Consider the following 15,334-nt stretch of genomic DNA (forward strand, 5'->3'; position numbering starts at 1 on the left):
AACCTTCATACAGCCCAACATGGGCTGCTTCAGATTAGTTCTCGCGGAAGCGATAACCTACACCGTAGAGTGTTTCGATCATATCAAAGTCATCATCAACCACTTTGAACTTCTTGCGAAGGCGCTTGATATGGCTATCGATGGTGCGATCGTCAACATAGACCTGATCATCGTAGGCAGCATCCATGAGCGCATTACGGCTTTTCACAACGCCCGGACGCTGAGCGAGAGCAAAGAGAATTAGAAATTCTGTCACTGTCAGAGTGACCGGCTTTGCAAGCCATGTGCAGGTATGACGCTCTTTGTCCATGACAAGGTTGCCACGTTCCAGCAGTTTGGAGGTCTCAGTCGCAGCACTTGCAGCATCTCGTGGTGCAGCACGGCGCAGAACGGCCTTCACACGCTCAACCAACAGACGTTGGGAGAATGGCTTGCGGATAAAGTCGTCAGCGCCCATTTTGAGGCCAAACAACTCATCAATCTCATCGTCTTTGGACGTAAGGAAGATCACAGGCAAGTCGGACATCTGGCGAAAACGGCGCAGAAGTTCCATTCCATCCATACGCGGCATCTTGATATCAAAGATGGCAAGATCCGGCGGGTCGGCCTGGAGCCCTTCCAGTGCGACTGTTCCGTCTGTATAGGTCTGGACCCGATATCCTTCGGCCTCCAAAGCTATTGAGACGGATGTCAAAATGTTACGGTCGTCATCGACCAGAGCAATCGTTGGCATATCAGAGACCTTATTCCTCTCTTGCACGTTTCGCTACTTAGTTGGGATTTGAGATTAACTTGCGCGATCCCTAACCTCGAAATAAGGCAAAACCCTGTTTTAGCAAGATACTCGGAAAAATTCCTTATTTAGCGCTACTTTTGACAAGGTTTCGCCTGCCAAGTGCCACGTGTTCTTCATGAAGTGTATCGTTAAACGCTTAAAAGTGAAAACCAAGTTTGTGTAGAGTTTATTTTTATAAGCAAAATAAATCTATGCCAGCAAAAGGTCGTATTTCAATCGGTTTAATAGAAAAACGCAGGATTTCTGGTCTTGCTTTTGTAAGCATGACTGCCCCATCCAAGGGGCGTTATCGCTAAATTCACTGGCACAGTGCCATTGAATGACGCAAGCTAAATAGTGAGCCGATTAAGGACTACTGAACATGAACGAGTTCGGACTACGGAATTCCGCGTTTGGGTGTGACACCTTCGGACTGAAGGGCCTCAACAGTGTGTACTGGAACCTGACCGAAGCTGAACTTTATGAGCATGCTATCAGGAACGGTGAAGCACAGATCGCCGCTGGCGGTGCTCTTTGTGCCGAAACAGGTGCTCACACAGGACGCTCTCCAAAAGACAAGTTTGTTGTTCGTGATACCAAGACCGAAGATACGATCTGGTGGGACAACAGTGGCGCGATGAGCCCGGAGAACTTCAATGTTCTTTTGCAAGACATGCTGGCCCACGCTGAAGGCATGGACCTGTATGTGCAGGACCTTTATGGAGGCGCTGACCCTGCGCATCAGCTGAACGTTCGCGTTTATAACGAGCTGGCATGGCATAACCACTTTATTCGCAACATGCTGCTTCGCCCGTCCCGCGAAGAGCTGAAAAGCTTTGAATCAGAGATGACCATCATCGATCTGCCAAGCTTCAAGGCTGACCCAGAGCGTCATGGTTGCCGGAGCGAGACGGTTATTGCTTGTGATCTGACCAACAAGATCGTTCTGATCGCCGGTACTGCCTACGCCGGTGAAATGAAGAAGTCTGTCTTCTCCATGTTGAACTACATGTTGCCAGAAGACGGTGTGATGCCAATGCATTGCTCCGCGAATGTTGGCGATAACGACGATGCTGCTGTTTTCTTCGGCCTGTCCGGCACCGGCAAGACCACGCTTTCCGCTGATCCAGCCCGTACGCTGATCGGTGACGATGAGCACGGTTGGGGGCCAGAAGGCATCTTCAACTTTGAAGGTGGCTGCTACGCAAAAACCATTCGCCTTTCTGCAGAAGCCGAGCCAGAGATTTTTGCGACCACGCAGCGCTTCGGCACCATTCTTGAGAATGTTGTGCTGGATGAGGCTCGTGTTCCAGACTTTGACGATGGTTCCAAAACGGAAAACACGCGCTGCTCCTACCCTATTCACTTCATTCCGAATGCAAGTGAAAGTGGCCGCGCGCCAAACCCTAAGAACATCATCATGCTGACGGCTGATGCGTTTGGTGTTTTGCCTCCAATCGCAAAGCTCAGTGATGCTCAGGCGATGTACCACTTCCTTTCCGGTTATACCGCGAAAGTTGCTGGCACAGAGCGTGGGGTCACTGAACCGCAGGCGACATTCTCCACCTGCTTTGGTGCACCGTTCATGCCGCGTCATCCATCAGAATATGGTGCGTTGCTGAAAGATCTGATCCGTGAGCACAGCGTGGATTGCTGGCTGGTGAATACCGGTTGGACCGGTGGTGCGTATGGTGTTGGTCACCGTATGCCAATCAAAGAAACCCGTGCCCTGCTTCGTGCTGCATTGGACGGTTCTTTGAACACCGCTGAATTCCGCAAGGATGAGAACTTCGGCTTTATGGTTCCTGTTGCGGTGCCAGGTGTTGATACCAGTATCCTTGATCCACGGAGCACCTGGAGCAATCCGGCTGAGTATGACGTGCAGGCGAGCAAGCTTGTCGACATGTTCGCTGCAAACTTCCAAATCTTCCAGGATCACGTTGATGATCTGGTCCTTCATGCAGGCCCGATCACCAAAATTGCTGCTGAATAGTAATCATCAGTCCCCCGAAGAGAGCGCTGGAGCGAAAGCCCCGGCGCTTTTTTGTTTTACTGAACACTGTTCTGTTGTTGCATCCCCTTGAACAAGCAGGCTAGGCTCCTCATTCTATTAGGGCATCGTCCTACGCGAGATCTCTCAGGTTTTTCGCATAGGAGGACGCTTAGGGACCCTGTTTATTTGCGAGCCTGTCATGTCTGTTTCCACTTTGCCTCAAGAGCTTTCCAAAAACCTCGACGTCCTTGGTGTTGCTGAGCGCTGGCAATCAGAAGGGCGCAGACTGGTGCTGGCGACGGTGATTGAGACGTGGGGTTCAGCGCCGCGCCCTGTTGGTAGCCATCTCATTATTGATGAGAGTGGAGAGTTCGAGGGATCAGTGTCCGGCGGCTGTGTGGAAGGCGCTGTGGTTGCTGAGGCCATGGATGTGCTGGAAGATGGCAAAGCGCGAAAGATTGAGTTTGGTGTCGCTGATGAAACTGCGTGGCGCGTTGGCCTTTCCTGTGGTGGCAAGATTGGCGTTTATCTGGAGCCTCTGACATCAGAGGCGGATCACGGACATGTTCGCTTGCTGAACACTTCCAGAGCTGCACGCCAACCTGCAGCGCTGCTCACTAATCTGGCAACCGGTCTGTCCTCTGTGATGCTTTATGGAGATGATGCAGAGGATGGTGCCATTGCCGCTGCTTTTGAAAACGGTGTTCGCAGTGGCAAATCTGGGCGAGTACAGGCGCAAGACGGCGAAGAGTACTTCCTGAGTATGCAGGTTCCGGCCACGCGGATTGTGGTGGTGGGCGCTGTTCACATTACACAGGCGCTGGTTCCAATTGCACAAACGGCAGGGTTTGACATTACGATAGTCGATCCACGCACTGCGTTTGCCTCTGAAGAGCGCTTCCCCGAGGTGCCGTTGCTGGCTGAATGGCCGCAAGATGTGATGGCGCAGTTGAAGCTTGATCCTTTCACCGCCGTTGCTGCGGTGACCCACGACCCGAAAATTGATGATGTGCCGCTGATGGAAGCGCTGAAAGCGGGCTGCTTTTATGTCGGCGCGTTAGGAAGCCGCAAGACACATGCAAAGCGCTGTGAGCGCTTTCTCGCGGCTGGCATGAGCGAAGAGGACCTTGCCCGTATCAAAGCGCCAATCGGTCTTGATATTGGCGCTGCTAACCCAGCCGAGATTGCGGTGGCCGTGCTCGCAGAGATCATTGTGACCTTGCGTGGGACCAAGGCAAACCAGAAGAAGGCGGGCTGACGTGAAATTTGGAAGCAGATCAGCCGCAGAGAGTGCAGGATGTTACCTTGCCCACTCCATCAAACATAATGGCCTCTCCCTCTCCAAAGGACATCAGCTCAGTAATGCGGATGTGAACCAGTTGATTGCAGCAGGGTTTGCGGAGGTTATTGTTGCGCAAGTTGAGGCAACTGATTTGCACGAAGATGACGCTGCTGCTTTGTTGGCCAACCGTGCTTGCGGCACAGCTGTTTCTGCTTCTACCCCCTTTACAGGACGGTCCAACCTTTATGCCTCGCAAAGCGGGATTTTGCAGGTAGATGCTGAGAAAGTGACAGAAGCTAATCTGATTGATCCGGCCATCACGTTTGCCTGCTTGCCTCCGTTCACAGAAGTTCGCGAAGGGCGCATGCTTGCGACTGCGAAGATTATTCCGTTGGCTGTTGATCAGAAGCTGGCGCAGAGCGCTGCGAACAAGATTTCCGAGGCTATCTCTGTGGCTGCTTATGCGCCGAAATCGGTTGCGGTCATTTCCACGACGCTTCCGCATCTGAAAGAGACAGTTATTGCGAAGAGCCTTCGTGTTTTGCAGGAGCGGTTGGACATTGCAGCAAGTACGATTGCTGCGGATGTGCGCGTGCCCCACGAAGAAGAGGCTCTCACGAATGCGCTTGGCACAGAGCAAGTGCAGGATGCTGATCTGATTGTTGTGTTTGGTGCTTCAGCCGTGGTGGATCAAGGGGATGTTATTCCTGCTGCCCTCCAAGCAGCTGGTGGGGAGCTCATCCATTTTGGGATGCCGGTTGATCCGGGCAACCTGCTCGTACTTGGGGAGCTGAATGGCATCCCAGTTATTGGTGCGCCAGGATGTGCGCGTAGTCCGCAAGAGAACGGGTTTGATTGGATCCTGCAGCGCTTGCTGGCCAATATCCGCGTTACCAGCAGAGACATCATGTCGATGGGGGTTGGCGGGCTTTTGAAAGAAATCCATAGTCGTCCTCAACCCCGAGACCATCCTCTCTCTGAGGAGGCTGACAAAGCCACCTGCAGCGGCATTCTACTTGCGGCAGGTAACTCCTCTCGCATGGGGGACCACAACAAACTGCTGGCGCTTATTGATGGGAAGCCTGTCGTCCGCCTCGTTGCCGAGCATGCGCTTGCGAGTGAGTTGAATGAGCTCATTGTCGTCACAGGCGCGATGGCCTCTAAGGTGGAAGAGGCGCTTTCCGGGTTGCCGATCCGGTTCAGACATAATGCTGAGTACGATGAAGGCATTTCATCCTCCGTCAAAAAAGGAATCGAGAGCGTCAACGAGCAATCACAGGCTGCTCTCATTCTGCTCGGTGACATGCCTTTCGTATCCACGGATGACATCAACAAGCTTTTAAAGAATCACGATTCCATGCAGGATCAGCTGATCGGCGTCTCTACAACGCATGGCAAACGAGGCAATCCAGTGCTTTGGGATCGTGCGTTTTTTGATGATCTCCTTAGTCTGCGAGGTGATATTGGCGGCAAACCAATCATTCAGCAGAATCCTTCGGTAGTTTACACCGTGGAGCTTGGAGAAGCGGCGCGACGTGATTTGGATGATCCCGAAGCACTTCACAATGCCGGTGGTGTGCTGGGAAGGCACTCTGAAAAACCATAATTCGCCACAATTGATGAATCAATTTGGTGCAGTAACCACAACAATTCAGCAGAATTCACGTGGTGGTTAATATTGGTGCATACACATCCACTCTGTTATCTATTTGTTTTACTTGCACAATTGAAAATCAGAAAAATATTTTATCCAGATTTTCTTGTGTAAGCATTTTTACACAGCTAAAAATATCTGGCATTTTGGAAAGGGGAGAGATAATCTTTTTCCCGTCCGGTAAATTTGTTTGCTTTTAATGTAGCAAAAGAAAATTCCGGTGATCCCATAATCAAAAATGGTTCCAACGATCCAACGGCGAGCATGGTATTCACGCTCCTCCCGCGTGCATGCAAGTGTTGATCGACTGGCTCCAAAGAACAAGGGTAGGTAAATGAAAGCACCAGTTATGCCTAAGGCGGGCCAGTGTAAGTGGACTGAAGGTGACAGCGGGAGCTATACATTCCCTTGCAAGAACCGCGCTGAAAATGGCTCTTATTGCGACCACCATCGCACGATTGTTTACGAGACACCTGAGCAGCGCAAAGCGCGTGCTGAGGAAATGCGCGCTGCAAACGCAGCAGCAAATAAAAAGAGACTTGCAGCCTAATCGACTGGGCTGCTCGTTCATCCTGCGCTCTTTTCTCCCGCTAACGGTTTAAAGAGCCTGCTTTCTGCATAGGCAGATACAAAAAAGCCTCGGCACTGCCGAGGCTTTTGTTTTTCTTGGCATCGAAGTGCAATCAGGAAGCTTTGATAGCTGCCTGCAGCTCTTGCAGCTGGGAAAGTACCAGCCGTGCAGCCTGACGTGCATCTTCGTCCTTAGCATCAGCTACATCTTCACTCGCATCTTGAATCTGCTGTGCGATGTAACCTGCATCAAGATCGGCCATCGGGATCGCCTGTTCCGCCAGAACAGTCATGCCAGACGCGGAAACGTCAGCAAAACCACCCCGCACGAAGTATTCGTGCTTGGAACCATCTTCGCTGAGCGCTTTAACAACACCCGGACGCATGGTTGACAAGAACGGCGAGTGACCAGCGCCAACACCAAATTCACCTTCAGTGCCTGGCACGATTACATCAGTAACCTTTGCCGAGAGCAGAAGGCGCTCTGGTGAAACCAGCTCAAACTGAAATGCTTCAGCCATTTAGCTCATCCTCTATCCGTTTCTAAGAGTGACGCCAAAAGCGTCACCCAAAGAAGTCACCGGTTCAAAAGAACCGAGATTAAGCAGCGTCCTCAGCCAGCTTAGCCGCTTTCTCGATTGCCTCTTCCATAGAGCCAACCATGTAGAATGCAGCTTCTGGCAGGTGGTCGTATTCACCAGCAACAAGGCCTTTAAAGCCTTTGATGGTGTCTTCGAGCGCAACCAGCTTACCTGGGGAACCAGTGAAGACCTCAGCAACAAAGAACGGCTGGGACATGAAGCGCTCGATCTTACGTGCGCGAGCAACAACCAGCTTATCTTCTTCAGAAAGTTCATCCATGCCAAGGATGGCGATGATGTCCTGAAGTGCTTTGTAGCGCTGAAGTGTTTCCTGGACCTGGGTCGCAACTTCGTAGTGCTCGTCACCGATGATGCGCGGGTCAAGCATACGAGAGGAGGAATCCAGTGGATCCACTGCAGGATAGATGCCTTTTTCAGCGATCGCACGGTTAAGAACCGTAGTCGCGTCCAAGTGAGCAAATGTGGAAGCAGGTGCAGGGTCAGTCAAGTCATCCGCAGGAACGTAAACGGCCTGTACGGAAGTGATAGAACCTTTAGATGTGGTCGTAATACGCTCCTGCATGCCGCCCATATCGGTAGCAAGTGTAGGCTGGTAGCCCACAGCAGAAGGAATACGGCCGAGAAGTGCGGACACTTCAGCACCAGCCTGCGTAAAGCGGAAGATGTTGTCCACGAAGAACAGAACGTCCTGGCCTTTATCACGGAAGTCTTCCGCGATGGTCAGACCTGTCAGAGCAACACGTGCACGTGCTCCTGGAGGTTCGTTCATCTGACCGTAAACAAGAGCAGCTTTAGAACCTTCGCCGCCTTTTTCCTTGTTCACGCCGGATTCGATCATTTCCCAGTAAAGGTCGTTACCTTCACGAGTACGCTCACCAACACCAGCGAATACGGAGTAACCGCCGTGTGCTTTAGCAACGTTGTTGATCAATTCCATGATGAGAACGGTTTTACCAACGCCCGCACCACCGAACAGGCCGATCTTACCACCCTTTGCGTAAGGAGCGATAAGGTCAACAACCTTAATGCCGGTTGGAAGGATCTCAGCTTCTGTAGACTGTTCTACAAATGCCGGAGCTTCCTGGTGGATACCGCGTTTGGCATCATGTTCAATTGGACCAGCTTCATCAACAGGCTCACCAATCACGTTCATGATGCGGCCCAGAGTGCCGTCACCAACAGGAACTGCGATAGGTTCGCCAGTGTCGCGTACTTCCTGACCACGAACGAGACCTTCGGACGCGTCCATGCAGATTGTACGTACTGTATTTTCGCCCAGATGCTGAGCAACTTCGAGAACCAGACGGTTACCGCCGTTGTCAGTTTCCAGAGCGTTCAGAATTGCAGGGAGTTCACCTGGAAAGTGAACGTCGACAACAGCGCCGATTACCTGCGTGATCTGTCCGACTTTCGTGTCAGCCATCACTTAAATCCTCGTCTCAACTCGGTCAGAGCGCTTCCGCGCCCGCAATAATTTCAATCAGTTCCGTCGTGATCTGTGCCTGACGCTGACGGTTGTACGTCGTTGTCAGTTTGTCGATCATCTCGCCGGCATTACGCGTTGCACTGTCCATAGCGGCCATGCGCGCGCCCTGCTCGGAGGCACCGTTTTCAAGGATTGCGCTGTAAATCTGAATAGCGACGTTACGTGGCAGAAGAGTCTCAAGGATCTCCTGTTCACCTGGTTCGTATTCATAAAGCGCGTCCTCAGAGGAACCGTCCTGAGCTTCATCTTTCGCTTCAAACTGAGCTGGGATGAGCTGCTTGGCGGTCGGAACCTGACTGATTACCGATTGGAACTGCGCGTAAAACAGTGTGCAAACATCGTATTTCTCATCCTGGAACATTTCCATGACGAGATCGCCGATGTGCTTTGTGTCGCTGAATTCAACAGATTTCAGGCCGCGTAGTTCGATATTCTCTACAATGTACTGACCGTAGCCACGCTTCAGGGCGTCATGCCCCTTCTTACCAACGGTGACGATCTTGACCGTCTTACCTTCGGAAAGAAGTTTGTCTGCGTGCTCACGTGCCAGACGTGCTATCGACGAGTTGAAACCACCACAGAGGCCACGCTCTGCTGTGCAGACGAGGAGCAGATGTGTCTGATCCCGTCCTGTACCCGTCATCAGCTTCGGCGCATCATCCCGACCTTCGAACCCAGCTGCAAGATTGCCAAGTACTGTCCCCATGCGTTCAGCATAGGGACGACCTGCTTCTGCAGCATCCTGGGCACGACGCAGTTTCGCCGCGGCCACCATTTTCATGGCCTTGGTGATTTTCTGCGTCGCTTTGACCGAAGCGATGCGGTTTTTTAGGTCCTTGAGGCTCGCCATGGGCGCTCTCGTTCCTTATCCCGTTGCTTCGAATTAACCGAGGGTCTTGACGTAAGCTTCCACTGCAGCTTTCAGCTTGTCTGTCAAATCGGCGTCGAGTGCCTTCTTCTCCCAGATAGCGGAGAGAAGGTCTGCATGTTCTGCACGCAGGAAGCGCAGCAGGCCAGCTTCAAAGTCGCGAACCTCGCCAACCGGACGATCGTCCAGGTAGCCGTTCACACCAGCGAAGATCACTGCAACCTGTTCTTCCGTTTTAAGCGGAGAGAACTGCGGCTGTTTCAGCAATTCGGTCAGGCGTGCACCACGGTTCAGAAGCTTCTGAGTGGTTGCATCCAGATCAGAACCAAACTGCGCGAACGCAGCCATTTCACGGTACTGAGCCAGCTCACCCTTAACCGGGCCAGCAACCTGCTTCATCGCTTTAATCTGAGCGGAAGAGCCCACACGAGAAACTGACAGACCAACGTTAACCGCTGGACGAATGCCCTGGAAGAACAGATCGGTTTCAAGGAAGATCTGACCGTCGGTGATGGAAATCACGTTGGTCGGAATAAACGCAGAAACGTCACCACCCTGAGTTTCGATCACTGGCAGCGCGGTCAGAGAACCGAGGCCGTGGTCTTCGTTCAGCTTCGCAGAACGCTCGAGCAGACGGGAGTGCAGGTAGAACACGTCACCTGGGTACGCTTCACGTCCTGGTGGACGACGGAGCAACAGGGACATCTGGCGATACGCAACAGCCTGCTTGGAAAGGTCATCATAACCGATCACAGCGTGCATGGAGTTGTCGCGGAAGTACTCACCCATTGTGGTGCCTGCGAACGGTGCCAGATACTGCAATGGAGCAGGATCAGACGCTGTTGCAGCAACAACGATGGAGTATTCCAGAGCACCAGCGTCTTCCAGAGCTTTCACGAACTGAGCAACAGTTGAACGCTTCTGGCCAACCGCAACATAGATGCAGTACAGCTTTTCGTGTTCGTCGTCAGATGCGTGCAAAGGCTTCTGGTTGAGGAAGGTGTCGAGGATGATAGCGGTTTTACCGGTCTGACGGTCACCAATCACCAATTCGCGCTGACCACGTCCGATTGGAATCAAAGCATCAATCGCTTTAAGACCTGTAGACATTGGCTCGTGAACGGACTTACGAGGCAGAATGCCTGGTGCCTTCACGTCAACGCGACGACGTTCAGTAGATTCGATCGGACCTTTGCCGTCGATTGGGTTACCGAGTGGATCGACAACGCGACCCAACAGACCCTTACCTACTGGAACTTCCACAATAGCGCCGGTACGTTTTACCGTGTCGCCTTCTTTAATGTCACGGTCGCTACCGAAGATAACAACACCGACATTGTCAGTTTCAAGGTTCAATGCCATTCCCCGGATACCACCTGGGAATTCAACCATTTCACCCGCCTGGACGTTGTCCAGGCCGTAAACGCGGGCAATGCCGTCGCCTACGGAAAGTACTTGACCAACTTCAGTCACTTCAGCTTCTTGGCCGAAGTTCTTGATCTGGTCCTTGAGGATAGCGGAAATTTCCGCAGCCCGAATATCCATCAACCGACCTCTTTCATCGCGAACTTAAGAGAGTTGAGCTTGGTTCGCAGTGACGTATCAATCATCCGGCTGCCGATCTTCACGATCAGACCACCAAGAATGGATGAGTCCACCTTCACTACAATCTTCACATTCTTGCCCGTAGAAGCGTTGAGTGCTTCTTTAAGAGCTGCGACATGCTCAGCGTTTAATTCCGTTGCAGAGGTTACTAGAGCAGTAACTTCTCCACGCTTTGCAGCAAGCTGCTCACGGAAACCCTGAATCATGCCTGGAACGGCAAAGAGGCGCCTGTTTTGGGCAACCAACTTCACAAAATTTGCGGTCAGGCCGGAAATTCCGGCCTTTTCCAAAATAGCAGAGATCGCCTTTAATTGAGCGTCTGCACTAAAAACGGGGCTCTTGATAAGACGATCAAGATCAGCACTCTCGTTCAAGAGTGCCTCAAACTGGTCGAGACCCTTCTCCACCTCTGCCGTCGCACCCTGCTCCTCAGCAAGGTCCAACAGCGCAGAAGCATAACGCAAGGCCACGCCCGAAATGAGAGATACGTTGTCAGTCACTGGATCCGTGCTCTCCCGCGCATACAAGATTCTGGCGGCTGGCTCGCCGGAAATCCAAATCCTTGATAAGTCGCGTCTAATTCAATTTGAATGGCACAATCTGAGATAACCGTGCCGATAAAGCCGCGCTTCGCATAGCACACGCTTGAACACCTTGCAACATGGCGTAGGTATTCCAACGCATACATTGAGGTATCAAACTTTCTGCGCAGCACTACATGAAACTTTGGGGGTCAACATCAACCTGCACTCTGATACCGCCAGTTGGCTTGGGAGCGGCAGACAACCAGTTTCTCAGAAAGCCTTGTAAATCAACACTCCGGGGTGCGATTGCGAGCAAACGGAACCGATATCTGCCCCTCACCAGCGCCATTGCAGCCTCTGCCGGACCGAGGATTTGAACGCCTTCCGAACTAGGACTATTTACTGCAAGAGTTTTGGAAAATTTTTCGGTGAGAGTTCTATCCGCTCCAGAGATAATCAATGCTGCGAGTCTCCCGAATGGAGGCAGGCCGGCGTTTTCTCGCGACTCGATTTCCGCAGCGTAAAATTCCTCGGGATTTCCGGAGAGAAGTGCCTTTATAACGGGCTGGTCAGGGTTGTAAGTTTGCAGCAATCCCCTGCCTTTTCCATGTATTCGGCCAGCACGACCCGTCACCTGAGCCAGAAGCTGGAAAGTGCGCTCTGCTGCCCTTGGATCGCCATTTGCGAGGCCCAAATCAGCATCAACCACCCCAACAAGGGTCATTAATGGAAAGTTATGCCCTTTGGCGACCAATTGCGTGCCGATGACAATGTCAACTTCGCCCGTTTCAACGAGCTTCATTTCGCGATTTATGCGCTCTGTTCCGCCCGGCAAATCCGAGGAGAGAACAAGGACGCGCGCCTCGGGAAATAACGCTGAGACATCTTCAGCAATTCGCTCCACGCCAGGACCACACGCAACCAGCGTATCGGGCTTGCTGCATTCGGGGCATTTATCCGGCATAGGCTGTGAATAGCCGCAGTGGTGGCATATTAATTTGCCCTTAAAGCGGTGCTCCACAAGCCAAGCTGAGCAGTTTTCACAATGGAACCGATGGCCGCAGGTTCTGCACAGGGTCAGTGGGGCATAACCCCTACGGTTCAAAAAGAGCAGAACCTGATTACCGTTGGTCAGTGTTTCCTGAATCTCATTGACCAGTGCAGGTGCCAGCCATTTGCCTCGCTCAGGCCCATCGCAGCGCATATCAATGCCTTTGATTGTCGGCATTTCCGCACCGGAAGCACGCACTGGAAGCACGATTTTCGTGTATCGGCCCAGCTTTGCATTTACCTGACTTTCCACAGATGGTGTTGCACTGGCAAGCACGACAGGGAAACCAGAGATATGCCCCCGAACAACGGCCATATCCCTAGCGTTGTAGGGAACACGATCATCTTGCTTGTAGGCTGTATCATGCTCTTCATCCACGACCAGCAAACCTAGCCTGTGAAAAGGAAGGAAAAGTGCTGACCGCGCACCAACAACGACCTTCACTTCGCCATTTGCGACTCCCCGCCACGTTCTTGCGCGTCGTTTTGGAGGTACTTGCGAGTGCCATTCGGCTGGTCTGACCCCAAATCGCTGTTCAAACCGCTCCAAAAACTGGTTGGTGAGCGCAATTTCGGGGATGAGAACCAGAGCCTGCTCGTTGTTTCTGAGAGCTTCGGCGACGGCTTCGAAATAAACTTCGGTCTTTCCTGACCCTGTCACCCCATCGATAAGGAAGGCTTTGAAGCCTTTTCCGATGGACTCACACAACTGATTCGCGGCGCCTTCCTGAAGATCCGTCAGCTTTCTGCCCGGAAGAGATGGATCAGGATCAGGCAGTGGCGGGGTTGCTGGCAGCATTGCTTCTTCCAGCACGCCTTGCTTTTTAAGGCCGTCGATGACCGAGGAGCTGACACCAGCGGCTCCCGCCAAGCCGGGGCGAGTCCATGCCATGCCATTTTCGACGAGTTCCATGACTTTTGAGCGCGCAGGTGTCATGCGGTCCGGCTGCATGCCATCAATGTAGCGCACACCAGAGAGCAGCGTTTCTGGTTCCAAAGCCTCTTCAGAACGCAGCACCATGCGCAAAACCATGCCGGGAGCGCCCAGCGTCCATGCGGCGACCCAGTCTATGTATTTCCTAAGATCTTCAGCGATTGGGGGCGTATCGTAGACATGCAGGATGCTTTTCAGCCTTTTGGGATTAACCTTTGTGTCCGGTTCTCCATCCCAAACGGCACCGATCACCTCACGCGGGCCAAGAGGCACACGCACGATGGAACCGGGGCGTACGTCCATGTCAGCTGGTACTTTATAGGAATATGCACCTGCGACAGCGACAGGAACCAGCACAGGTACAATCACCTCTGGTTCACACATCTGGCCGTTGCCAAAAAACTCAGTTTGCTGACTCACGAAACTCCATTCCCTGTTGAGCACTTGCTGGTTTTGCCGCGCATTCTTATCCTAAAACCGAAATCCAGTTTTCGGGAATACGCTTTAGCGGGTTTTACTCTTGTTGTTTCTATACACTCTGGGCTAAACACATACCGGAATTCCCCCCTAGGCCTCCGGTACCCTACGAGAGGCTACTAAGAAATCAGGAGCCTTTCCGGCATGAAATTCTTCGTTGATACTGCTGACACCAACGACATTAAAGAGCTGGCTGCAACCGGTCTTCTCGATGGTGTTACCACTAACCCATCTCTTATCATGAAATCTGGCCGTCCAATGAAAGAAGTCATCGCAGAGATCTGCGAGCTTGTGGATGGTCCTGTTTCTGCTGAAGTTGTTGCAACTGACGCTGAAGGCATGCTGAAAGAAGCTGAAGAGCTGATCGCAATTGCAGACAACATCTGCATCAAGCTGCCTTTGACATTGGAAGGCCTGAAGGCTTGCCGCGTTCTGGCGAACAATGGCGTGCAGACCAACGTGACCCTTTGCTTCTCTGCAAACCAGGCTCTTCTGGCTGCAAAAGCTGGCGCGACCTTCATCTCTCCATTCATTGGCCGTCTGGACGACATCAACATTGAAGGCCTGGACCTGATTGCTGAAATCCGTCAGATCTATGATAACTACGGCTTCACCACCGAAATTCTTGCAGCTTCTATCCGTAGCGCAAACCACGTAAAAGACTGCGCTCTTATCGGCGCTGATGTTGCAACTATCCCACCTTCAACACTGAAGGGCCTCGTGAAGCACCCACTGACCGACAAAGGTCTGGAAGCATTCATGAAGGACTGGGCAGCAACCGGTCAGAGCATCGTTTAAGCTCTTTGTTTTTTCGCATATCGCGATGATATTAAGCGCGGGCCTTTGGGTCCGCGTTTTTTTATGGGCTCTATTTTGCGTTCTCTGGAATCCACTCAGTCACAAGCTGGAAATATTTTCTGCGCAATTCTTGCTGATCTTGTGAGAGGCTCGCAACAAGGCGGGCCTTCAAGTCAATTATGTTCTCTGTAACGGGGTATTCTTGCTCTGCGACCGCAGCAAGCTTGGTATGGGTAGAGCCATCCCAATCATGATTCACTCTAAAGCCGAAGTTCATGACTGCATCGTGCCAAGTCGCATCTAAATTCAACCATGTTTCCTGTTCGAAAACTCGCAGGTAATGATGAAAATCCGGGACCCGTTCATGCGTCGCAATTGCTTTAAGCTCTTCCGGGAAGCTTTCATCTATAGGCGTGCTTTCATTAAAGTATGTAAACATCGTGACGATCTCCGCCCGATATCCAGCCTCACGGAGCAAGTCTCTCAACAAAATGTGCTTCCCCGAGCAGGAACCTAAATTGCTTGTGTAGACAATCCTCGGGTCACGATTCCCCGTCGATCCATATGGGATGTTACGCACGTGGTGATAAATCTGCGGAAGCGTCAACAAGCTGTTCTTTGAAATCACACTCTGCAAAAATTCATTGTATTTCGTCACTTAGCTCTCACTGCTCCCTATTCAAAATGAGAAGCAGGTAGTATTTCCCGAAAGTGCC

The 15,334-nt window shown here is 52.0% G+C and carries 13 protein-coding genes; 5 read left to right on the top strand and 8 right to left on the bottom strand.

The genetic code is table 11. From position 1 onward, the window contains the following. Positions 1-34: 34 nt before the first annotated feature. A complete protein-coding gene (locus PsAD5_RS26200; protein WP_037036395.1) occupies positions 35-733 on the bottom strand; it encodes a response regulator transcription factor in 699 nt (232 codons plus the stop codon). A 424-nt stretch (positions 734-1,157) separates the two neighbouring features. Here PsAD5_RS26200 and PsAD5_RS26205 point away from each other — a divergent pair, with 424 nt between their 5' ends. The 4 genes from PsAD5_RS26205 (at position 1,158) to PsAD5_RS26220 (ending at position 6,254) form a co-directional block, all read left to right on the top strand. Beyond that, a complete protein-coding gene (locus PsAD5_RS26205; RefSeq protein WP_063294236.1) occupies positions 1,158-2,768 on the top strand; it encodes a phosphoenolpyruvate carboxykinase in 1,611 nt (536 codons plus the stop codon). Between the two features lie 199 nt (positions 2,769-2,967). Beyond that, on the top strand, positions 2,968-4,026 hold the full coding sequence (locus tag PsAD5_RS26210; RefSeq protein ID WP_063294237.1) for an XdhC family protein: 1,059 nt from the start codon (positions 2,968-2,970) through the stop codon (positions 4,024-4,026). A gap of 1 nt (position 4,027) precedes the next feature. Further along, positions 4,028-5,656 (top strand): NTP transferase domain-containing protein, encoded by a 1,629-nt coding sequence (locus PsAD5_RS26215; RefSeq protein WP_063294238.1) that lies wholly within the window; start codon positions 4,028-4,030, stop codon positions 5,654-5,656. 382 nt (positions 5,657-6,038) lie between these two features. Next, complete coding sequence (locus tag PsAD5_RS26220; RefSeq protein WP_057462964.1) at positions 6,039-6,254, top strand: hypothetical protein; 216 nt, start codon at positions 6,039-6,041, stop codon at positions 6,252-6,254. Between the two features lie 133 nt (positions 6,255-6,387). Here PsAD5_RS26220 and PsAD5_RS26225 read toward each other — a convergent pair whose 3' ends face one another. The 6 genes from PsAD5_RS26225 to PsAD5_RS26250 all read right to left on the bottom strand — a co-directional run bounded on the left by PsAD5_RS26225 (position 6,388) and on the right by PsAD5_RS26250 (position 13,727). After that, on the bottom strand, positions 6,388-6,795 hold the full coding sequence (locus PsAD5_RS26225) for a F0F1 ATP synthase subunit epsilon (RefSeq protein ID WP_057462965.1): 408 nt from the start codon (positions 6,793-6,795) through the stop codon (positions 6,388-6,390). A gap of 79 nt (positions 6,796-6,874) precedes the next feature. Further along, entirely contained in the window at positions 6,875-8,299 is a 1,425-nt protein-coding gene (atpD, locus tag PsAD5_RS26230) for a F0F1 ATP synthase subunit beta (protein ID WP_057462966.1), read from the bottom strand. A 25-nt stretch (positions 8,300-8,324) separates the two neighbouring features. Further along, complete coding sequence (locus PsAD5_RS26235) at positions 8,325-9,212, bottom strand: F0F1 ATP synthase subunit gamma (RefSeq protein WP_057462967.1); 888 nt, start codon at positions 9,210-9,212, stop codon at positions 8,325-8,327. Between the two features lie 33 nt (positions 9,213-9,245). Next, the gene (gene atpA, locus PsAD5_RS26240; protein WP_063294239.1) at positions 9,246-10,775 is read right to left on the bottom strand and encodes a F0F1 ATP synthase subunit alpha; all 1,530 of its coding nucleotides are present in this window, start codon (positions 10,773-10,775) and stop codon (positions 9,246-9,248) included. Beyond that, a complete protein-coding gene (locus PsAD5_RS26245; RefSeq protein ID WP_082830495.1) occupies positions 10,775-11,335 on the bottom strand; it encodes a F0F1 ATP synthase subunit delta in 561 nt (186 codons plus the stop codon). Before PsAD5_RS26245 ends, atpA begins: the two co-directional genes overlap by 1 nt. A gap of 214 nt (positions 11,336-11,549) precedes the next feature. Then, positions 11,550-13,727 (bottom strand): primosomal protein N', encoded by a 2,178-nt coding sequence (locus tag PsAD5_RS26250; protein WP_063294395.1) that lies wholly within the window; start codon positions 13,725-13,727, stop codon positions 11,550-11,552. Between the two features lie 237 nt (positions 13,728-13,964). Between PsAD5_RS26250 and fsa the strand changes: the two genes are divergently transcribed. Continuing rightward, positions 13,965-14,618 carry a fructose-6-phosphate aldolase gene (gene fsa / locus PsAD5_RS26255; RefSeq protein WP_063294240.1) on the top strand — a complete coding sequence of 218 codons (654 nt, stop codon included), beginning with the start codon at positions 13,965-13,967 and terminating at the stop codon, positions 14,616-14,618. A 70-nt stretch (positions 14,619-14,688) separates the two neighbouring features. Here the strand turns inward: fsa and PsAD5_RS26260 are convergent, their stop codons facing one another. After that, on the bottom strand, positions 14,689-15,276 hold the full coding sequence (locus tag PsAD5_RS26260; RefSeq protein WP_063286419.1) for a transglutaminase domain-containing protein: 588 nt from the start codon (positions 15,274-15,276) through the stop codon (positions 14,689-14,691). Positions 15,277-15,334: the final 58 nt, after the last annotated feature.

The organism is Pseudovibrio sp. Ad5, assembly GCF_001623095.1.
In the GTDB taxonomy this organism is placed as follows: Bacteria; Pseudomonadota; Alphaproteobacteria; order Rhizobiales; family Stappiaceae; genus Pseudovibrio.